Source organism: Nocardia sp. NPDC003345, assembly GCF_053589395.1.
In genome coordinates this window covers 20,116-40,300 of record NZ_JBSFRU010000017.1, presented here as the reverse complement: position 1 = coordinate 40,300, position 20,185 = coordinate 20,116, and the positions used below count along the sequence as shown (strand labels likewise).

At 69.0% G+C, this 20,185-nt stretch carries 22 protein-coding genes; 14 read left to right on the top strand and 8 right to left on the bottom strand.

The window, feature by feature from the left end; all coding sequences use genetic code 11:
- The coding region (locus tag ACWDU1_RS04065) for an MFS transporter (RefSeq protein ID WP_449995793.1) at positions 1-1,060 on the bottom strand (1,060 nt) is incomplete at its 3' end.
- 119 nt (positions 1,061-1,179) lie between these two features.
- Between ACWDU1_RS04065 and ACWDU1_RS04060 the strand changes: the two genes are divergently transcribed.
- On the top strand, positions 1,180-1,566 hold the full coding sequence (locus tag ACWDU1_RS04060) for a VOC family protein (protein ID WP_449995792.1): 387 nt from the start codon (positions 1,180-1,182) through the stop codon (positions 1,564-1,566).
- 32 nt (positions 1,567-1,598) lie between these two features.
- On the opposite strand, the gene ACWDU1_RS04055 is transcribed toward ACWDU1_RS04060, so the two are convergent.
- The 5 genes from ACWDU1_RS04055 to ACWDU1_RS04035 all read right to left on the bottom strand — a co-directional run bounded on the left by ACWDU1_RS04055 (position 1,599) and on the right by ACWDU1_RS04035 (position 5,741).
- A complete protein-coding gene (locus ACWDU1_RS04055) occupies positions 1,599-2,483 on the bottom strand; it encodes an aldo/keto reductase (RefSeq protein WP_449995791.1) in 885 nt (294 codons plus the stop codon).
- A gap of 108 nt (positions 2,484-2,591) precedes the next feature.
- Positions 2,592-3,119: a hypothetical protein gene (locus tag ACWDU1_RS04050; protein ID WP_449995790.1), complete on the bottom strand. Its 528-nt coding sequence runs from the start codon at positions 3,117-3,119 to the stop codon at positions 2,592-2,594.
- A gap of 70 nt (positions 3,120-3,189) precedes the next feature.
- A complete protein-coding gene (locus tag ACWDU1_RS04045; protein WP_449995789.1) occupies positions 3,190-3,513 on the bottom strand; it encodes a hypothetical protein in 324 nt (107 codons plus the stop codon).
- Between the two features lie 314 nt (positions 3,514-3,827).
- Positions 3,828-4,241, bottom strand: coding sequence for a PASTA domain-containing protein (locus ACWDU1_RS04040; protein ID WP_449995788.1), 414 nt, complete (start codon positions 4,239-4,241; stop codon positions 3,828-3,830).
- A gap of 117 nt (positions 4,242-4,358) precedes the next feature.
- The gene (locus tag ACWDU1_RS04035) at positions 4,359-5,741 is read right to left on the bottom strand and encodes a flavin monoamine oxidase family protein (protein WP_449995787.1); all 1,383 of its coding nucleotides are present in this window, start codon (positions 5,739-5,741) and stop codon (positions 4,359-4,361) included.
- A gap of 295 nt (positions 5,742-6,036) precedes the next feature.
- Between ACWDU1_RS04035 and ACWDU1_RS04030 the strand changes: the two genes are divergently transcribed.
- From ACWDU1_RS04030 to ACWDU1_RS03985, 10 genes are all read left to right on the top strand, one after another.
- A complete protein-coding gene (locus tag ACWDU1_RS04030) occupies positions 6,037-6,975 on the top strand; it encodes a TauD/TfdA dioxygenase family protein (protein ID WP_449995786.1) in 939 nt (312 codons plus the stop codon).
- 289 nt (positions 6,976-7,264) lie between these two features.
- Positions 7,265-7,909, top strand: coding sequence for an ABC transporter permease (locus ACWDU1_RS04025; RefSeq protein WP_449995785.1), 645 nt, complete (start codon positions 7,265-7,267; stop codon positions 7,907-7,909).
- A 64-nt stretch (positions 7,910-7,973) separates the two neighbouring features.
- Positions 7,974-9,305 carry an ATP-binding cassette domain-containing protein gene (locus tag ACWDU1_RS04020; RefSeq protein WP_449995784.1) on the top strand — a complete coding sequence of 444 codons (1,332 nt, stop codon included), beginning with the start codon at positions 7,974-7,976 and terminating at the stop codon, positions 9,303-9,305.
- On the top strand, positions 9,302-10,039 hold the full coding sequence (locus ACWDU1_RS04015; protein WP_449995783.1) for an ABC transporter permease: 738 nt from the start codon (positions 9,302-9,304) through the stop codon (positions 10,037-10,039). Before ACWDU1_RS04020 ends, ACWDU1_RS04015 begins: the two co-directional genes overlap by 4 nt.
- Positions 10,036-11,028, top strand: coding sequence for a glycine betaine ABC transporter substrate-binding protein (locus ACWDU1_RS04010; protein ID WP_449995781.1), 993 nt, complete (start codon positions 10,036-10,038; stop codon positions 11,026-11,028). Before ACWDU1_RS04015 ends, ACWDU1_RS04010 begins: the two co-directional genes overlap by 4 nt.
- A 72-nt stretch (positions 11,029-11,100) precedes the next feature.
- Complete coding sequence (locus ACWDU1_RS04005) at positions 11,101-11,886, top strand: SAM-dependent methyltransferase (protein WP_449995779.1); 786 nt, start codon at positions 11,101-11,103, stop codon at positions 11,884-11,886.
- A 115-nt stretch (positions 11,887-12,001) separates the two neighbouring features.
- On the top strand, positions 12,002-12,481 hold the full coding sequence (locus ACWDU1_RS04000) for a MarR family winged helix-turn-helix transcriptional regulator (RefSeq protein ID WP_449995777.1): 480 nt from the start codon (positions 12,002-12,004) through the stop codon (positions 12,479-12,481).
- Positions 12,482-12,554: 73 nt separating this feature from the next.
- A complete protein-coding gene (locus tag ACWDU1_RS03995) occupies positions 12,555-13,988 on the top strand; it encodes an MFS transporter (RefSeq protein WP_449995775.1) in 1,434 nt (477 codons plus the stop codon).
- Positions 13,989-14,065: 77 nt separating this feature from the next.
- Positions 14,066-14,482 (top strand): PPOX class F420-dependent oxidoreductase, encoded by a 417-nt coding sequence (locus ACWDU1_RS03990; RefSeq protein WP_449995774.1) that lies wholly within the window; start codon positions 14,066-14,068, stop codon positions 14,480-14,482.
- Positions 14,483-14,591: 109 nt separating this feature from the next.
- Positions 14,592-15,290, top strand: coding sequence for a helix-turn-helix domain-containing protein (locus ACWDU1_RS03985; RefSeq protein WP_449995772.1), 699 nt, complete (start codon positions 14,592-14,594; stop codon positions 15,288-15,290).
- On the opposite strand, the gene ACWDU1_RS03980 is transcribed toward ACWDU1_RS03985, so the two are convergent.
- Both ACWDU1_RS03980 and ACWDU1_RS03975 read right to left on the bottom strand, forming a co-directional pair.
- Positions 15,269-15,922: a class I SAM-dependent methyltransferase gene (locus tag ACWDU1_RS03980; RefSeq protein WP_449995770.1), complete on the bottom strand. Its 654-nt coding sequence runs from the start codon at positions 15,920-15,922 to the stop codon at positions 15,269-15,271. The two genes, ACWDU1_RS03985 and ACWDU1_RS03980, sit on opposite strands and share 22 nt — an antisense overlap.
- 63 nt (positions 15,923-15,985) lie before the next feature.
- Complete coding sequence (locus ACWDU1_RS03975) at positions 15,986-16,447, bottom strand: SRPBCC family protein (protein WP_449995768.1); 462 nt, start codon at positions 16,445-16,447, stop codon at positions 15,986-15,988.
- A gap of 188 nt (positions 16,448-16,635) precedes the next feature.
- On the opposite strand from ACWDU1_RS03975, the gene ACWDU1_RS03970 reads away from it, so the two are divergent.
- The 3 genes from ACWDU1_RS03970 to ACWDU1_RS03960 all read left to right on the top strand — a co-directional run bounded on the left by ACWDU1_RS03970 (position 16,636) and on the right by ACWDU1_RS03960 (position 20,185).
- Positions 16,636-17,682, top strand: coding sequence for a nitronate monooxygenase (locus tag ACWDU1_RS03970; protein ID WP_449995767.1), 1,047 nt, complete (start codon positions 16,636-16,638; stop codon positions 17,680-17,682).
- Positions 17,683-18,003: 321 nt separating this feature from the next.
- The gene (locus ACWDU1_RS03965) at positions 18,004-18,642 is read left to right on the top strand and encodes a maleylpyruvate isomerase family mycothiol-dependent enzyme (RefSeq protein WP_449995765.1); all 639 of its coding nucleotides are present in this window, start codon (positions 18,004-18,006) and stop codon (positions 18,640-18,642) included.
- Between the two features lie 142 nt (positions 18,643-18,784).
- On the top strand, positions 18,785-20,185 hold the full coding sequence (locus tag ACWDU1_RS03960; RefSeq protein ID WP_449995763.1) for a sigma 54-interacting transcriptional regulator: 1,401 nt from the start codon (positions 18,785-18,787) through the stop codon (positions 20,183-20,185).

Genomic DNA, 20,185 nt, shown 5'->3' with positions numbered 1-20,185 from the left:
CCAGCAGGGTGTAATCGCTGCCCGCGTGGTCGGGGTCGGCGGCGTCCATCATGAGGGTGAACACCGCGACGGTCGCGGCGCCGCCGAGGATGTGTTCGGCCATGCTCGCGGTGACGATCAGGGGGAATCCGCCGATCCCCGCGGCCGCGACCAGGTAGAGCGCGAGGCTCGTGGTCTGGGTGACGCCGCCGATCAGCAGGGCATTGCGCCGGCCGTACCGGAAACACAGCCAGCCGCCCACGCCCGCGCCCGCCAGGGCGCCGGCCGAGGACAGCGCACCTTTGATCAGGGCTATCTGCCCCAGGGTGAGGCCGGTATCGGACATGAAAGGGCCGACCATCGCCGAACCCATCGAATCGCCGAATTTGAACCCGCCGATCAGCAGGATTAACACGACCATGCCCGGCTGCCGCAGCCGCTTCCACCAGCCGATCGTCAGGCGGCCGGGGCTCGCCGGCGCCTTGTCCGAGGTGCTGCGGATCGTGGTGCGCGGCGACCACCACACCGGAATCGCGGTGAGCAGCAACAGCATCGACATCGCGATGAACAGGGTTCGCCAGCCGGCGAGCGCGAACAACCACAGCAGGGCGCCGCCGCCGACGATCATGCCGATCCGGTAGGCGCCGACCTGGATCCCGTTGCCCAGGCCGCGCTGCCGGGGTCCGAGGAGCTGGACGGCGAGACCGTCGGTCGCGATGTCCTGGGTCGCGGAGATCGCGTTGACCACGGCGATGCCGATCAGCAGCCAGCGCAGCGACGAGGACAGGTCCAGGCAGGCCAGCCCCAGTGTCACCGCCGAGGCGGTGAGCTGCAGCGAAAGCAGCCATTGCCGGCGGGTGCCGTACTGGTCGACATAGGGCGCCCACAGGAATTTCAGCGCCCAGGGGGCGAACAGGACTCCGGTGGCGCTGATCTCGATCAGCGAGAAACCGGATTCCCGCAGCACCACGGGCAGTGCCTGGGTGAAGAACCCGTACGGCAGGCCCTGCGCGAAATAGAGGGCGGCCAGCAGAACCAGGGTCCCGGCGGAAATCGCGCCGGGGCGGGCCATGGTTCGCATGCGGTCATCCTGGCAGATCCGCGGCGGTCGCACCGGCGGCGGTTCACCGGGGAGGCGGCGCGGCCGGTCCGCAGAAAACTCTGTACAATGTACGTAGTTAGACCGACGGAGGGATCAGCATGAAGGTCATGGAGTCGATTACCTGTTTCAACGTCACGGATGTCGCGCGGGCGTCCGAATTCCTGACCGGCCATTTCGGGTTCACCGAGATGTTCGCGGCGGATGGGTTCGCGTCGCTGGCGGGGCCCGGCGAGGTGCGCGTGGCACTGCATCGCCGGGGACTCGAGTTCATGCCCGAGAAGTTCCGGGATCAGCCCAGCTCGGGTGTGATCCTGGCATTCCGGATCGACGATCTGGACGCCGAGGAGCGGAGGTTGCGGGCCGAAGGAGTGAACTTCCTGCTGCCGCTGACCACGCAGGATTGGGGTGAGCGGGCATTGCTGGTCGAGGGACCCGACGGGATCGTGGTCGAGTTGTGTGATTTCCCCGACGGGGCGCCCGCGTAGCCGGACCTACGCCGACGCCCGGTCGGGATGGATCACGCCTCGGGAATGGGACGGCTGAAATCGGCCAGCGTGACGGCCTCCGGTTCGGGGCCGCCGCGCCGGCCCGTCTCCAGCGCGTCGAGGGCGGTGAGTTCGGAATCGGTGAGCTCGAAATCGAAGACGTCGATGTTCTCGGCGATCCGCGCGCGTTTCGTGGACTTCGGAATCACCGAACGGCCCTGCTGCAGGCCCCAGCGCAGCAGTACCTGGGCGGGCGACTTGCCGTGGGTCTCGGCGATGCCGGTGACCACCGGATCCTCGAGGACGTTCCTGCGGTGCTCGCCCCACCCCGGGTAGAAGGTGATCCCGCCGATCGGTGACCACGCCTGGTTGAGGATGTCGTGCTTGTCGTCGAACTCGAGCACGTCGCGCTGCTGGAAGTAGGGGTGGATCTCGAGCTGATTGACCGCCGGGACCACCGAGGTGGCATCGAGCAGGCCGGTCAGGTGCTCGACCATGAAGTTGCTGACACCGATGGCGCGCACCGAGCCGTCGGCCAGGAGTCGTTCCAGGGCGCGGTAGGCGCCGAGGGTCCGGTCGAAATCCGAGGGCAGGGCCTGGTGCAGGATGAGCAGATCGATCTGGTCGACGCCCAGTTTGGCGGCGCTCTTCTGGAAACCGTGCAGGGTCTCGTCGTAGCCGAAGTCGTCGATCCAGATCTTGGTCTCGATGAAGACCTCCGCACGTGGCACCCCGGAATCGCGGATGGCCTGCCCGACCTCGCGTTCGTTGCCATAGGCCGCGGCGGTATCGATATGCCGGTAGCCGAGGTCGAGCGCGGCCGACACCGCCGCGACAGTTTCCTCCGGTGGGGTCTGGTAGACGCCGAGCCCGAGTGCCGGCATCTGGACGCCGTTGTTGAGAGTGAGCGTGCGCATCGGCGGAACCTTTCTTCGGATGGGCGGGTCCGGTGACGCCGGGCGAACCCGGGCGCCCTCTCCGTGTAACGCGCGTCGCGGCCGTGGTGATCCTGGCCGGTCCCGGTATCAGTCCGCGACCCGGACCGTGCGCGCCTTGCGGAGCTTTCCGTGGAACCGGTCACCGACCTCGTAGTCGACGCGGACTCCGGCGCGGATCGCCGACAGATCGCCGTCGAACTCGTGCTCGGAGAACCACACATCTCCGGCCGGGTCGGCGATGGCGCCGACGAACCAATAACCCAGCCACCAGCGTATGACTCCGTCGAGCGAGTCGTCCGGCCGACGCGCGACACCCGCGGAACCGTAGGGGATCACCACGGTGGGCTCGTTCTCCCGATACCACCCGGTGTCCCCGGGGACCAGCGGCTGATCGCCATGGCCACGATCTTCGGGCCAGATCATCGCGGTCCGTGACAGGACATCGTCCTGGATATGGCTGGCCAGCTGACACGCAACAGATTCCGGCGTGACCCCGGTGGCGGGGCGATATCCCATCTCGACTCCGAGATCGGGAATCCGGATACCGATGGACCTGCCCAGGCGCTCATCGACATCGGCGTCGACCAGCACGTGCAGACCGAGTGCATTTGCCAAGTCATCGGCAACCAGCTGTGCCCCGGCAACAGCGCTGGACGCGATCATTTCAGCGATTTTGCCACACCTCCTATGGAATCCGGCAGCGGTTGAGCGGAGTCACATACAGGTTCCTGCCTGCGGCGTGGGCCGCTTCGACGTGGAACACATCACCCGAGGCATATCGGGTGGTTCCGTCGCGGTAGCGACGAAACGCCGAATGCAGGTTGTCGTCTTTGATATTCCATTGTGCGCCTTCGGGCGCTCGGCCGTTGATGAACACCGTCCAGTCGTAGCGGCCCGGAACGTCGGCTTGGACGTTGATGAACCACGCCCAGCTGATGACCCCGATGGGGTCGCCGTCGTTGGACGGTCTCGTGTCGACCGTCAACTTGCCCCACTCTGTGGTGACCACGTAGTTACGGCAATCCGGAAGGCTTTGCGCGCGCACAGGACCCGCCCCGGCAAGTGCGGCTGTGAGAATCCCGAGAAGCAACGCACCGGACCGACCGAGCCGACTGTTATGCATCATGCTGTACCCCCATTACTTCGACGCATCGAGGTTTCGATGCGTCGAATGATCTGACGGGACATGACTCGGTGCAGTTCCCCATCCAAACTGTGATATGCATCACTCTGATGCTCTATGTGATGTCAGCGTGAAGCCGGCTCGCGCCGCCCGGGCCATATCGCGCTGTCGACCTGCGCCCGGCTGACGGGAGGGCCGGGTCAGGAGCAATCGCCCGGTTCGCCGGTTTTCACGACCGACAGGACCGCGTCGCCCTCGCCGACCGGCAGGCCGGCGGCGGGATTCTGGCCCACCACAATCCAATTGCGGTCCAGGATCTGTCTGCGCCCGGCTCCGGTCGCGTCCTCGCTGCGGGAGAAGAAGACTCCCGCGGCCTGGATCCGGTCCTGGGCGTCCTGCAGATTCATGCACAGCACGTCGGGCATGGGGACGGCGACGGAATCGCTGCGGCCGGGGGAGCCGGCGACGGGTGCGGGTTGTTCGGCCGCCGCGACGGGGGCGGTCCGCGCCGGTGGTACGGCGGTTTTCGCATCGGCGGTCTGCGTTTCCGCCGCCCCGCACGCCGTGGCCGTCACTGCTGCCGCGATGACCAGGTATGCCGCGATTCTCTGCATGCTCTTCCCTTCACCCGCAATTCCAATGTGACTCAGGTCACCGTTGAATCGCGGGTGGGTGGACAGGGCGTTACAACCGAACCCGGTGTGACGGCCGATATCCGGGATTCGGGCGCGTCAGATCCGCTCCGGCCGCCCGGTGGTGGCCGCCATCTCGTATTCCCGCACCTCGTTCGCGGCGCGCTCACCCGACCGCACCGCCCCGTCGACCCAGCCGCACATGACCGCGGAACTCTCGGCCCCCGCCCAGTGGACGAGCCCGCACGGCGGGCGCAGGGCCGGACCGAACTGGGTGAGCACACCGGTGGGGGCGTGACTGAGCATGCCGCCGCCGGAATAGCGCTCGACGCTCCAGTCCTGCTCGATGTAGTCGCCGGGGGTGCGGGCCCGGTCGCCGAAGCGTTCGGCGAGTGCTTCGAGGATCGCGTGCCGCCGTTGGGCGGCGTCCAGCGCGCCCACCCGCCGCGCGGTGGGGCCCTCGGTGATGACGCACAGGATGCCGGGAGTGCCGGTATCGGTGCAGGCGTCGAGGGTGATGGTGGCCGGTGAACCCGGGGCGGCCGACTGCCCGGACAGGCCGTCGGCCCGCCAGAACGGTTCGTCGTAGACGACGGAGGTCTTGATGATGGCGCCGCTGGGCATCCGCTGGTGCAGGAAGGAGCGGTCGACGGGCAGCATCGGTTCGTAGTGGATCTGGCTCGCGATCGCCAGCGGGACCGCGACGATCGCACGCCGGGCACGCACCACGCGGTCGACCGCGTGCACGCTCACCCCGGCCCGGTCCTGCTCGATGCGGTGCACCGGCCGCGACGTCACGATCGCGTCGCCGAGTTCGGCCGCCATCGGGCGATAGACGGCCCCCATGCCGCCGACCGGCCGCGAATCCTGGGCGCCGTCCTCGACGCCCAGCACGAACGCCGGACCGCCCCCGGACGCCATCTGATACAGCGCGAACAGCAGTGAGACCTCGGAGCCGGCGGAGGTGTAGGCGCCGGCGAGGGCGGTTTCCAGGAGTTCGTGGGCGGCCTTCGACACGACGTGGGTGTTGAGCCAATGCTCGAGGGTGATGCGGTCCCAGCGGTGGGCCTGGTCCGCGGTCCAGGGGGCGTCGAGCGGGATCGTCTTGCACAGATGACCCAGGTCGAGCAGGGCCGCGCCGAGGTTCATCGCCACCCACGGGCTCATCGACCACGGGATGGTGCCGGTGTAGCGGTGCTGTGTGCCGCCGACGAGCATCATCGCCTCACCGCCGGTGTACTGCTTGTAGGTGGGGACCCCGTATTCCTTCATCAGGGCGCGGATCCGGTCCTGGCCGGGGCCCACCCAGGCACCGCCCCGGTCGATCCAGGATCCGTCGGCGCGGTTCTCGGTGCAGGTGCGCCCGCCGAGCCGGTCGCGAGCCTCCAGCAGCAGCACCGAATGCCCGGCCTGTTTCAGCCGTAGCGCGGCCGTGAGTCCGGCGAACCCCCCGCCGATTACACAAAAGTCGACGTCGGTCATGAGCGCCGCCTCGAGTCGAAGGTGTGTACGAGGCCGCCGCGTGGGCGGGGCGTACTACGGAACGCACCGGGAGAGCGAGGTGCGAGATCACGAACGCATCGGATTCGAACATCGAGTTGTACGGCAATTCTAGAGCAGCGTGTGCGCGGCGAGGGCGGGATATCGGACCGCAAGGCTTCCGCGAGGCGGTGCTCGGCCGCCGGGTTTCGATCCCGGTGACGGAAACGGTGGGCATGCACCGGGCGGGGGTGGTTTCGTCTCCCCTGATCATCAGGTCGAGCGAAAGGCCCTGGTTATGACTGTCGACTACGCCTCCGGCACCCGGACCGCCCCGCGGGTGACCCGGCTCGGTACCCATATCGGCGCGCGGATCGACGGGGTCACGCTGGGCGGCGATCTGGACGCCGGGGCCGTGGCCGCGATACGGGCGGCGCTGCACGAGCACAAGGTGATCTTCTTCCGCGATCAGCACCATCTCACCGAGGACGGGCAGTACGAGTTCGCGCGGTTGCTCGGCGTGCCGACCACCCCGCATCCGACCGTCGCCTCGGCCGGTGTGAAGAGCCTGGCGATCGACTCCCGGCAGGGCCGGTCCAACAGCTGGCATACCGATGTGACCTTCGTGGACCGGGTGCCGCAGGCCTCGATCCTGCGGGCGGTCACGCTGCCGAGCTACGGCGGGTCCACGACCTGGGCGTCCACGGTCGCGGCGTACAACGCGCTACCGGAGCCGCTGAAACGGCTGGCCGAGGGGCTGCGCGCGCGGCATACGAACCTCTACGACTACGCGGCCACCGCCGACGACGATCCGGACGACGGGGCGAAGGCGTATCGGCGGGAATTCGAATCGCGCTATTTCGAAACCGAGCATCCGGTGGTGGAGGTTCATCCGGAGACAGGGGAACGCGCGCTGCTGCTGGGGCATTTCGTGAAACAGATCGTCGGCCTGACCGGTGACGAATCGCGGACACTGTTCCGGCTCTTCCAGGATCGGGTGACGCGCCTGGAGAACACCACCCGGTGGAACTGGTCGCTGGGCGATGTCGCTATCTGGGACAACCGGGCCACGCAGCACTACGCGATCGACGACTACGACGGCAGCGAACACCGCCGGCTGACCCGCATAACCCTGGCCGGGGAGATCCCGGTGGGCGTCGACGGTGTGGCGAGCACGGTGATCGCCGGTGACGCCGGGAGCTACTCGTCCGCCGCGCCGTTGCAGCGTGCAGCGTGAAAGAACCTGCCCCCGGCCGAAATCCGCGGCCGGGCGCCGCATGATCGAACCGCCTCGACCGCCGGGCCGGCGCCGGCTCGACAGCGGTGTATCCGCTCATCCGGCACGGCCGGAGTATCTGTGTCAGAGTGTTTTCGGTGGCACCGTGACCTCGGGTATCCCGGGGGAATCGCCCGCCGCGCGCCGTCCGGGGCCGGACGCCCGGTATCCATTAGTCTCGGGGGCTCGCGCGTTCGGCGATCACTACGCCACCCGGGCCGGCCGGTAATCGGATGACGAGGGGAATCCCGTGAATCTATGGAGTTACCTCCAGGGCCGGGGGGAGACGCTGGCATTCCTCACCTATCAGCATGCGTCCCTGGCCTTCCAGACGGTGCTGGCGGGGACCGTCGTGGCCGTGCTGATCGCGATCGCGGTGTACCGGCTGCCGCTGATGTCCTCGCTGACGCTGACCTCGAGCCGGGTCGCGCTGACGATCCCGTCGCTGGCGCTGCTGGCGTTGCTGCTGGTGCCGTTCGGCCTGGGTGTGGTGCCCTCGTTCCTGATGCTGGCGTTCTTCGCGATGCTGCCCGTGATCGGTAACGCGATCGTGGGCCTGCGGTCGGTACCGGCCTCGGTGATCGAATCCGCCCAGGGCATCGGGTTCTCGCGGTGGCGGATCCTGTTCACTGTGGAACTGCCGATCGCCTGGCCGGTGATCCTCACCGGGATCAGAGTCTCCACCCAGATGATCGTCGGGGTCGCGGCGATCGTCGCCTATGTACTCGGACCGGGCCTGGGATCGCTCATCTTCAACGGGCTCTCACGTCTCGGCGGCGCCAACGCCCTCGAGATGGCGCTCACCGGAACCGTTCTCATCGTTGTCATCGCGTTGGTGTTCGACGCGCTGCTGGTCCTGCTCGGACGCCTCACGATCGCAAAGGGATTGTCATGATGCGATACCTCCGCCAATGCTGCGGCCCGCGCGGACCGCACGCACCCGCTTCGAAGGAGGCGCTGTGACCGAGGTGACCGACCGGCCGGCCCCGGGAACGCCGGAACGCAATGTGACCGGTGCGGCCATCCGCCTGGACGGTGTGGTCAAACGCTTCCGCGGCCAGGAGAAACCCGCGGTGCAGCGCCTGGACCTGGAGATCGAGGCGGGCCATATGGTCGCGTTCGTGGGGCCTTCCGGCTGCGGTAAGACCACCACCCTCAAGATGATCAACCGGCTGATCGAACCGACCGAGGGCCGGATCCTCATCGACGGCCGCGATGTCACCAGGGAGGATCCCGATAAACTGCGGCAGTCGATCGGGTATGTGATCCAGTCCGGCGGGCTGTTCCCGCACTGGACGGTGGCCCGCAATATCGGCGCCATCCCGCGAGTGCTCGGCTGGGACAAGAAACGGATCGCCGAACGCGTCGAATACCTGCTGGACCTGGTCGGTCTGGACCCCGCCGTCTACGCCGACCGGCTGCCGAAGGATATGTCGGGCGGGCAGCAGCAGCGGGTCGGGGTGGCGCGGGCGCTGGCCGCCGATCCGCCGGTCCTGCTGATGGACGAACCGTTCGGCGCGGTCGATCCGATCACCCGGGCACGGTTGCAGGACAGCCTGATCGGAATCCAGCACGAACTCGGCAAGACCATCGTGATCGTCACCCACGATTTCGAGGAGGCCACCAAACTCGGCGACAAGGTGCTGATCCTCTCCGAGGGCGGCAAGGTCGAGCAGTACGCGCGGCCGGAGGAGATCCTCACCGATCCCGCGACCCCGTTCGTGGAGGAATTCGTCGGGTCGGGGGCGAAACTGGCCTATCTGACCGTGCAGCGGGTACGCGATGTGGAATCCGACCCGGTGGTGACCGCCCGGATCGGCGAACCGGCGCAGACGGTGATCGACCGGGCGCGGGCCGCCGGGCACACCTGGGTCGTGGTGGTCGACGCGGCCGGACGGCCGCGGTCCTGGCCCACCATCACCGAACTGGCGACCAAACCGGAGGTCTCCGACTTCCTGGACCGGCGGCTGCCGGTGGTGGCGCGATCCTCCACGCTCAACGACGCGCTGGACGCCATGCTGGCGACCAGCCAGGGCGCGACGCTGGTCACCGACGGGCGCGGCGCGGTGGTGGGGTCGCTGAGTATCGGCCGGGTCACCGATCTGATCCGCGACCAGCTCGCGGAGATACGCGACGACGCGGCCGATATCTCCTATACGACCTACGTCGACGGCACCGATCCCGCCCCGACCCCGGTGGTGGCGGCCGACGACGAACCACCGGCCGCGACCGATCCCGTAGGCGATTCCGCCGACGCCCCCGGCGAGAACGGGAAGGCCGGCCCGTCGTGAACCGGCTGCGGCGGCTGCCGATCGACGTCTGGTTCGAACCGCTGATCATCGCCGTGGTGGGGATCGGCTACATTCTCTGGTACCGCTCGGCGACCCTCACCCCCACCGAAGCCGCCTCCCTGGGCTGGTCCAGCCTGCAGACCACGATCCTCGAACACATCAAGCTCACCGTGACGGCGACGGTGATCGTGGTCGTCATCGCCATCCCGCTGGGTATCGCGCTCACCCGGCCCACGCTGAAACGGTTCGAACCGCTGGCGGTCAATATCGCCAATATCGGCCAGGCGGCGCCCGCGGTCGGCCTGCTGGTGCTGTTCACCTTCTGGCTGGGTACCGGATTCCGCACGGCGATCGTCGGTCTTGTGGTGTACGCGGTCCTGCCGATCCTGCAGAACACGATCGTCGGGTTGCGGCAGGTGGATCAGCGCACCATCGAGGCGGCGCGCGGTATCGGATTCTCGGGTGCGCGCACGCTGCTCCAGGTGGAACTGCCGCTGGCGGTACCGGTGATCCTCAACGGGGTGCGGACCGCGCTGGTGATCCTGGTCGGCACGGCCACACTGAGCACCTTCATCGGCGCCACCAGCCTCGGCACGCTCATCACCACCGGCGTCACCCTGTTCCTGCCCAAACTCCTGATCTCCGGCGCGGTGCTGGTCGCGCTGCTGGCGTTGATCATCGATTGGCTGGGCAGGCTCGTCGAACTGGCCGCGACCCCGCGAGGTGTGTCATGAGAGCGTCACGTGGCCGGTTGGTCACCCTGATCGGTGTCCTCGCCGCGACCGTATCGCTGCTGGCGGGCTGCGGTCTGGTGAGTTCTTCCGGGACGTTCCACGACGCCCGGCTACCCGACGGCGCGCGGCCACTGGACGGGGCGAAACTCACCGTCACCTCGAAGAGCTTCACCGAAGGCGTACTGCTGGGCAAGATCACCGCCACCTATCTGGCCGCGGCCGGTGCCGATATCGCCGATCTGACCGGTGCCCCCGGTTCCGCGTCCTCGCGGCAGGCCCAACTCAACGGCGACGCCGATATTCTCTGGGAGTACACCGGAACCGGCTGGGTCACCTACCACAATCAGACCGAGACCATCTCCGACCCGCAGGAACTGTGGCAGCGGGTGCACGATATCGAGAAGCGCGAGAACGGCCTGGAGTGGCTGCCGCCGGCCAACTTCAACGACACCTACGCGTTCGGCGCCGCCACCCCTACCGCCGAACGGCTCGGGGTGAAATCGCTCTCGGAGGTCGCCGCGCTGCCGGTGGCCGAGCGGACCTTCTGCGTGGACGACGAATTCTTCAGTCGCTCCGACGGATTCGTGCCGATGCTGGAGAAGTACGGCATCCCGTACAACGATCCGAACGGCGTCCCGGCCGGGAATGTCACCCGGATGGACGCCGGAGTGGTGTACACGGCCACCGCCAAAGGCCAGCCGTGCAATTTCGGGATGATCTACACCACCGACGGCCGGGTGAAGAACCTGAATCTGGTGGTGCTGGAGGACGACAAGAAATTCTTCCTGCCCTACAGCGGCACCGCGGTGGTGCGGGAAGAGGTGATCGAGCAGTATCCGCAGCTGCGGGAACTGCTGGGCACCATCTCGCAGCGCCTCACCGACGATCTGATGCAGGAACTCAACGGCCGCGTCGATATCGACGGTGAGGATCCGGCCGATGTCGCCTACGACTGGCTGAAGAGCGAAGGGCTGGTCGTCGATCCGTGAGCGGTGACGTTGCCGCGGGCCGGGATCGCCAACGGTCGCGAGAGGTGTTGCCGGTCTTGTAGGTTGGCGGCTATGGAATCGAGGGCCGACCTCAACGAGCACGAACCGCACGTGGCGCGGATGTACGACTACTACCTCGGCGGCAAGGACCACTATCCCGCCGATGCCGAGGCCGCCGAGCAGGTGCTGGCCGCGCTGCCCGATGTCCGGCTCGCGGCTCAGCAGAATCGCGGTTTCATCCACCGGGCCACGCGGTTCCTCGCGGGCGAGGCGGGGGTGCGCCAGTTCCTCGATATCGGCACCGGAATCCCCACCGAACCGAATCTGCACCAGGTCGCCCAGGAGATCGCCCCGGAAGCGCGGGTGGTCTACGTGGACAACGATCCCGTCGTGCTCGCCCACGCCCGGGCCCTGATGGTCGGCACGCCCGAAGGCCGCACCGATTACATCCAGGCCGACGCCACCCGGCCGGAGGAGATCCTGGAAGCCGCGCGCCGCACCCTTGATTTCGACCGCCCCATCGGGCTGTCGGTGATCGCGCTGCTGAATTTCGTGCCCGGCGCCAACGATGTGACCGAAACGCTGGTGAACGCGCTGCCACCGGGTTCGTATCTGGCCATGACGTATCTGACCGGCGATTTCGATCCCGAGGGGGTCGCGGCGACGGCGGCTGTCTACCGGGAGCGCGGGCTGTTCTGCGAACCACGCGACAAGGCCGGGGTGGCCACGCTGTTCGAGGGGCTCGAACTCCTCGAACCGGGACTCGTGCCGATCCATCGGTGGCGTCCGCCGATCGAACCCCCGGAGTCGATGGACAAGAAGATTCCGGGGTACGCGGGCGTCGCGCGTAAACCCTGACGATCGGGCCGGTTCCGGCCCGGCGGTACGCGGCCGCGGTCACCGACTCTCCGCACCGGTTGGCCGGTTTCGTGGGCCGGATCCGGATCATCTGTAACGGAACTATCATGGGGTCATGACCGCTATGGCCCCTGTCGCCGCCCAGCCGGACCTGTCCTTCCTGCTGGACCGCACCAGTCATGTCCTGCGCAGCCGGATGGCCGTCGCGCTGGGCGAGATCGGGCTGACCGCCCGTATGCACTGTGTGCTGGTCCATGCCTTGGAAGAGGAGCGAACCCAGGCTCAGCTGGCGGCCATCGGCGATATGGACAAGACCACGATGGTGGTCACCGTCGACGCGCTGGAGAAGGCCGGTCTGGCCGAGCGTCGCCCCGCCGCGACCGATCGGCGGGCGCGGATCATCGCGGTTACCGCCGCCGGGCGGAAGATGGCCGCCCGGAGTCAGGAAATCGTCGACGGCGTGCACCGCGCCGCGCTGGAATCCCTACCGGCCGAGGAGCGCGACATCCTGCTGCGCGCACTGCGGCATCTGACCGAGGGGCACCTCGCCACCGCGCCGGAGGCGCCGTCGTCGGCCCGCCGCGCCCGGCAATAGTCCGCGAATAGATTGTCTGCAACGAAACTATCCATTACAGTCTCTCTTGTCGGGTTCCGGACAGGAGAGCACCATGAGTTACCCCAAACGCCTCGCGCTGGCGGTGTTATCGGCCGCGACGCTGATGACGATCCTCGACGGCAGCATCGTCACCGTGGCGCTACCGGAGATCCAGCGTGATCTCGGGTTCACCGCCGCCGGGCTGAGCTGGGTCGTCAACGGTTATCTGATCGCCTTCGGCGGGCTGCTCCTGCTGGCCGGCCGCCTGGGCGATCTGCTCGGCCGCAAGTCGATGTTCCTGCTCGGGAACGCCGTCTTCACCGTCGCGTCCGTGGTGGCCGGTGCCGCCACCACCCCCGCGTTGCTGATCGCGGCGCGCTTTCTGCAGGGGATCGGCAGCGCCTTCGCCGCCGCGGTCGCGCTCGGCATCCTGATCACGCTGTTCACCGAGGCCCGGGAACGCAAGATCGCCATCGGAGTGTTCGGGTTCACCGGCGCGGCGGGCGCGGCCCTCGGTCAGGTGCTGGGCGGGGTGCTCACCGACGCGTTCGGCTGGCACTGGATCTTCTTCATCAATATCCCGATCGGACTGGCCACACTGGCCCTGGCGATGAAGGCGCTGCCGGCGGACTCCGGGACGAACCGGAACGGAAAGGCGGATGTGCCGGGCGCGGTGCTGGTCACCGCCGGACTGATGCTCGGGATCTACACGATCGTCGGAGTGGAGCGTTACGGCTGGCTCGCCGGGCGCACCCTCGGCCTCGCCGCCGTGGCGCTGGCGCTGCTGAGTGCGTTCGTGGTCCGGCAGAACCTGGTGCGCGACCCGCTGCTGCCGCTGCGGATATTCCGGTCGCGCAGTGTCTCCGGCGCGAACGCGGTCCAGATGCTGACCGTCTCGGCGATGTTCGCCTTCCAGATCCTGGTCGCCCTCTATATGCAGCGGGTGCTCGGCTACGGCGCCCTGCGGACCGGAGTCGCGATGCTGCCGGCCGCGGTGGCGATCGGCGGGGTCTCGCTGCTGGTGTCGGCGCGGGCGAACACCCGGTTCGGGGAGCGCGCGGTGCTGCTCACCGGACTGACCCTGCTACTGGGCGCGATGCTCTTGCTCACCCGGTTGCCGGTGCACGCCTCCTACCTCACCGACCTGCTGCCGGTGATGCTGCCGGTCGCCGGATTCGGCCTGGTGCTGCCCGCGCTCACCGCGCTGGGAATGTCGGGTGCCGACGCCCGGGACGCGGGCCTGGTATCCGGTTTGTTCAACACCACCCAGCAGATCGGTATGGCCCTCGGTGTCGCGGTGCTGTCGACCCTCGCCGCCGCCCGTACGGCCACTCTGCTGGCCACCGGCTCATCGGACGCCGAGGCACTGACCGGAGGTTTCCGGCTCGCCTTCGGAATCGCGGCCGGATTGCTGGTGGCGGCGCTGCTGGTGGCGTATGCGGTACTGCGGCCGGCGGCCACATCGGCGGCCACATCGGCGGTGGCGTCCCCGGTGCCCGTGTCCTGACCGCGGTCGGCGGTGTCCCCATATCGCCGGCGCACAACAGATTTCATTCGAAAAGCAACGAAGAGAACGGACGAATCATGACTGTCGAATTCGATCGAGCGGCGCGGGAACTGCTGGACGGCAGGAACTTCGCCACGGTGGCGACCCTGCAACCCGACGGCGCCCCGCACACCTCGGTGGTCTGGATCGAGCGGGACGGCGATACCGTGCAGTTCTCGTCGATAACCGGCCGCCGCAAGGTCCGCAACCTCGGCCGCGACAACCGGATCTCCATCACGGTCAGCGATGCCGCGAACCCCTACCGGTCCATCGATATCCAGGGCACCGCCGAACTGATCGAGGACCCGGACAAGGCCCTGCCTCGCCGACTGTCGCAGAAATACCTCGGCCAGGAGCCGCCCGGCGAAGCGGATGAGCTGCGCCGGTTCATCGTCCGGGTGACCCCGGCCAAGATCACCGGCTTCGCCATTCCGAACCCGGCGGCCGCCGACTGAGCGGTCCGGTAGTAGGGGCGGCCACCGGGGCAAATCTCCGGTGGCCGCCCCTCGTCGTGGCGGGCGCGGGGTGGAGCGCGTTTCCCGCCGGAGTGGCAGCATCGAGCAGATGAGATCCCGGACGGGGGCACCGCCCCGCTTCGCGGTGGGGGCGGGGTACGCGATGTACCGGGGCCTGACCACCGACAGCGTTCCGCACCGCCACGCGGCTTTCCAGATCGCCATCGCAGGCCGCGATGTGGTGGGCATCGTCGACGAGGCGGGCGCCGAACACCGGGACGTGGTGCTGGTGGTGCCGCCGATGGTGTGGCACCGCCTGCTGGGCCACGAGGATCTGCTCATCTTCTTCGTCGAACCGCACTGTGTGTTCGCCGACAGGCTGCGGGCCCGCTGCGGTCCGGGAATCACCGCCGCGCCGGAATTGCGGGAGCTGGGCGAGGACGAGATCGCCCGGGCCGGCACCCACCCCTCCACCGAACTCGACCCCCGGCTGGTGCGCGCACTGGCCGCCGTGCGGACCGGGACCGTGCCGATTCCGGAGGTGGCCGCGCAGGTCGGGCTCAGCCCGCAGCGGCTGCGCGCGCTGGCCCGGCGGGAACTGGGGATGCCGCTGACCCGGCAGCGCGCGTGGTCGCGGTTGCGCCACGCCGCCCAGGAGATGCAGTCGGGTCTGTCCCCGGCCGAGGCGGCCGTCGCCGCGGGTTTCGCCGACCAGGCGCATCTCACCCGGTGGATGCGCGAGATGATGGGGCTCACCCCCGCGGCGGTGCTCCCCATCCTGCGGTCTCAGTCGCGCCGCGCCACATAGATCGAGATGGACCCGCCGATCGTGGACACCACCTCCGCTTCGCGTACCTCGGTGAAACCGGCCTCGGAGATGAGCCGGGGCAGCACGCCCTCGGCGTTGGGCCGGGTGTCCTCGACACCGTCGGCGAGCTGCACGATCCGGAAACCCAGGCGCATGAGGGCCGTTCGCTGCAGCCCGAAATCGGCGATCACCAACTTCCCGCCCGGCCGCAGGACCCCGGCCATCGAAGCGAGTACGCAACGTTTGATCGTGAGCGGGCACTGGTGCAGAACCAGGCTGGAGACGACGGTGTCGGCGGATTCCGCGCCCAGTACCGCCACCAGCTCGTCGCCCATCCCGGACTGCCAGCGCACCGCGGCTCCGGCGTCCCCGGCCTTACGCCGGGCGACGGCCAGCACCTCGGGATCGGGGTCCACGCCGATGATGCGCGCTCGTGGTTCCACCCGGTTCAACTGCAGCGCCAGCGATCCGGTCCCGCAACCCACATCGACGATCACCTCGTCGGGCCGGGGCGCGACGTAGGCGGTGGTGAGCCCGCGCCACAGCCGTTCACGGGTCAGTGCGATCACGGGGTCGTAGAGGCGGGTGGCGCCGAGCCGGCCCATGGCGGGGGTGAATGTCTGCTCGCTCATGGTCGCAGTGTCGTTCGTGACGCCTCGGTGGGTCTTGAACGAACCGCTCGCGGGTACCGGTGCTCAGCCGCCTTCCGCGAGAACCTTCAACCGCGCCAGGCCCTTCTCGAAATCCGGGCCGACGAACTTCTCCATCGGGAACAGGAAGCCGAACAGTTTCAGGAAGAGGTTCTTGGTCCCGCTCATCCGCCAGGTGACCGTGGTCGCGTCACCGGCCGGTTCGAGCAGGAAGGCCACATCGTTGCGGTTCTTGAACGGTTTGCGGAACTCCAGGTCGATGGTGACCCGGCCGGGTTCGGAGGTGATCACGGTCATCGACCCGGCCCCGGCCTTGCGGTTGCCCTCCCAGTCGTAGTGGGCACCCGCGCCGCTTTCCGGACCCGAATACACGCGGCGCAGTTCCGGGTCGGCGTCCTCCCACGGGGACCAGTCGCGCCAGCGGCGGAAATCGTCGATGAGCGGCCGGAGCGCGGTTTCCGGTGCGGCGATGGTGGTCGTGCGGTCGATGACGAACGTATCGGTCATGCCCACTCCTGCGGGAGGTCGGCGGATACCAGGGGACGCCGGGATTATCTCCCGTTCCGGCTCCCGGCGCCCGATGGCCGGACGGCCGTGTCGGAGGGGCGCGGCGGCGACGCCGGGCGGGCCGTCCCGCGGATCGGCGGGTGCCGGGCGATATCGTCGGAGTCCGGTACCGACCCGGAGGTGGATTCGTGTTCGCTCTCGCAGACCTCGCCGTCCCGTTGATCGCCGCACCCATGGCCGGCGGTCCCTCGACCCCCGAATTGGTGGTGAGCGCCGCGGAGGCCGGCGGGCTCGGATTCCTGGCCGCCGGCTACAAGACACCCGAGGGCGTGGCCGAGCAGATCCGGGCGGTGCGGGCACGGACCCCGGCGCCGTTCGGGGTGAATCTGTTCGTACCGCAGGAGAACTCGTTCGATACCGAGGCGGTGGGGCGCTACCGGGAGGAACTGCGGGAGACCGCGGGCCGGTACGGGATCGAACCGCCTCCGGTCCGGGAACGCGACGACGACCGGTTCGGCGAGAAGGTGGATCTACTGGTCGACCAGCGGGTGCCGGTGGTCTCGCTGACCTTCGGGCTGCCGTCCGAACAGACCGTGGCCCGGCTGCGCGCGGCCGGTACCGCGGTGATCGCCACGGTGACCGGCCTCGCCGAGGCCCGCCTGGCCGAGGCGGCGGGGGTCGACGCGCTGTGTGTGCAGGGACCCGACGGAGGCGGCCATCGGGCGACCTTCGGGATCGGCGACGAGCCGGGTACGACGCCGCTGCACACCCTGCTCGACGAGATCACGGGCCGGTCGCCGCTGCCCGTGATCGCGGCGGGCGGAATCGGCGACGGAGCCGCGATCGCCGCCGCGCTGGCCCACGGCGCCGCGGCCGTCCAGCTGGGGACGCTGCTGCTGCGGAGCCCGGAGTCGGGGGCCAAGGCCGCGCACAAGGACGCGCTCGTCGACCCCCGCTTCACGGAGACGGTGGTGACCAGGGCTTTCTCCGGCCGTCCGGCGCGTGGGCTGGCCAACCGGTTCATCGCGGCGCACGACGCGGAGGCACCCGCTGCCTATCCGCAGCTGCACCACCTCACCAGCCCGGTGCGCGCCGCCGCGGCCGAGGCGGGAGTGCCCGACGATATGGCGCTGTGGGCCGGCAGCGGCTACCGCCGGGCCACGGTGGAACCGGCGGCGGAGATCCTGCGGCGGCTGTGGGACGAGGCACTGGCCGCGGGTGCGCGGCGCGATTGAACAGCTGCGCGGCTCGGCCGACGGTATGGATGCGCGGCTCGGCCGGCGGTATGGATGCGCGGCTCGGCCGGCGGTATGGATGCGCGGCTCGGCCGACGGTGATGCGCCGCGCGGTCGAAGAGTGCGCGCGGCCGGGTGGGTGCGTCGGTTCGGGCGAAATGTCGGTACCGGGCCGTACTCTGCCCTCTGCCACGGTGCCGCCGCGCTCTGATCACACCGTGGCCGGGCTCCCGTCCGGCCGATGATCCATCCCACCGGGAGCCCACCCGATTCGGCCGCGCCGGGACGCCCGGCCGCCGACCCGTGCCCGAGGGAGGAATTGTGCAGGATGTCTGGCCCACCGTCCGGGCGGAGCGGATCGCGCTCATCGCCGATCTGGACGGACTGACCGACGGGCAGTGGGAGACGCCGTCGCTGTGCGCGGGATGGACCGTGCACGACGTCGTGGCCCATATCGTCGCGTCGTCGAAGACCACCAGGCTCGGCTTCACCTGGGAGTTCGCCCGCGCACGGTTCGATTTCGACCGGTTCACCGCCAACGGTGTGGCGCGGGAACGCGGCGCCACCCCCGCGCAGACCCTGGACCGGCTGCGTGCCGTGATCGACCGCACCGTTACCCCGCCCGCCCCGCTCGACAGCCGGCTGGTGGAGATGATCGTGCACGGGGAGGACATCCGGCGCCCGCTCGGTCTCACGCGGGCGTATCCGGAGCCGGCGGTGCTCGACGCGCTGCGTCTGCAACTGCGCACCACGGCGAGCTTCGGCGGCGGGAAGGAGCTCACCGCGGGGCTCACCCTGGTGGCCGGCGACGCCGATTTCACGACGGGTTCCGGACCCGAGGTGCGGGGCCCGCTCCTCGGGTTGCTGATGATCTCCTCGGCGCGCGAGGTCGCGCTGGCGGATCTGACCGGCGCGGGTGTGCCGGTATTGCGCGACCGGCTGAGCGCGGGCGAGCCCTGAACAACAGCAGGTCGGCCATGGCGGTCCGAGCGGGTGATGCGGGGCCCGGTGGGTGTCCGGGTGCGTGCTCTTGCGGGCCCTCGGTTGGCGTCCGGGTGCGTAGCTGTCGACCGATGGGCGAAATCGTCGTAGCGTCGATGAGGTGACTGTTGTGCCAACAGACCTGCCCGCGACCGCGGGCGCGTTGCGGGCGGCCGGGTACGCGCCGCGAAGTGTGAAGGCCGAGATCCGGGAGAATCTGCTGGCCCGGCTGGGTTCCGGGGAGCAGCCCTGGCCCGGGATCGTGGGCTTCGAGCGGACCGTGCTGCCGCAGCTGGAGCGTGCCCTGCTGGCGGGCCACGACGTGGTACTGCTCGGCGAACGGGGCCAGGGCAAGACGCGGTTGCTGCGCACCATCATCGGGTTGCTCGACGAATGGACCCCGGTGATCGCGGGCCTCGAACTCGGTGAGCATCCGCTGGAGCCGATCAGCCCGGAGGGCCTGCGGCTGGCCGCCGAACTCGGCGACGATCTGCCGGTCACCTGGCGGCACCGGTCGCAGCGGTACGCGGAGAAACTCGCCACCCCCGATACCTCGGTGGGCGATCTGATCGGCGACGTGGACCCGGTGAAGGTCGCCGAAGGCCGCAGCCTCGGCGATCCGGAGACCATCCATTTCGGGCTGGTACCGCGCGCGCACCGGGGCATCGTGGCCGTCAACGAACTCCCCGACCTGGCCGAGCGGATCCAGGTGGCGCTGTTGAACGTGATGGAGGAGCGCGATATCCAGGTCCGCGGCTATACGCTGCGGCTGCCGCTGGACGTGCTGCTGCTCGCGACCGCCAACCCCGAGGACTACACCAACCGCGGCCGGATCATCACCCCGCTCAAGGACCGCTTCGGCGCCGAGATCCGGACCCACTACCCGCTCACCGTCGAAGCGGAGATGGCGCTGGTGCGGCAGGAGGCCGATCTGGTCGCCGAGGTGGGCGATCCGCTGGTCGAGGTGCTCGCGCGGTTCGTGCGCCGGTTGCGGGAATCCCCGGCCATCGATCAGCGCTCCGGTGTCTCGGCGCGCTTCGCTGTCGCCGCGGCCGAGACCGTCGCGGCGGCGGCCCTGCGCCGCGCCGCGCTCACCGGTGAGAACCCGGCCGTCGCCCGCCCCGTCGATCTGGAATCGGTGCCCGCGGTGTTGCGCGGGAAGCTGGAGTTCGAATCCGGCGAAGAGGGCCGGGAACAGGAACATCTGACCCATCTGCTGCGGCGGGCCTTCGCCGATACCGCCCGCGAAAGACTGGGCGGCCTGGACCTGCGGCCGCTGGCCGAGGCGGTGGACGAGGGTCATCTGGTGACCACCGGCGAACGGGTGCCCGGGGCGCAGGTGCTTTCCGCTCTCCCCGAACTCCCGGTGCTGCACGAGGTGGCGCTGCGGCTGGGTGTGGATCCCGGCGACCCGGCGCAGCGAATCGCCTCGGCGGTCGAATTCGCGCTGGAATCGCTGTATCTGGCGCGGCAGGTCGCCAAGGACTCCGACGACGAGGGCACGGCAGTATACGGCGGGTGA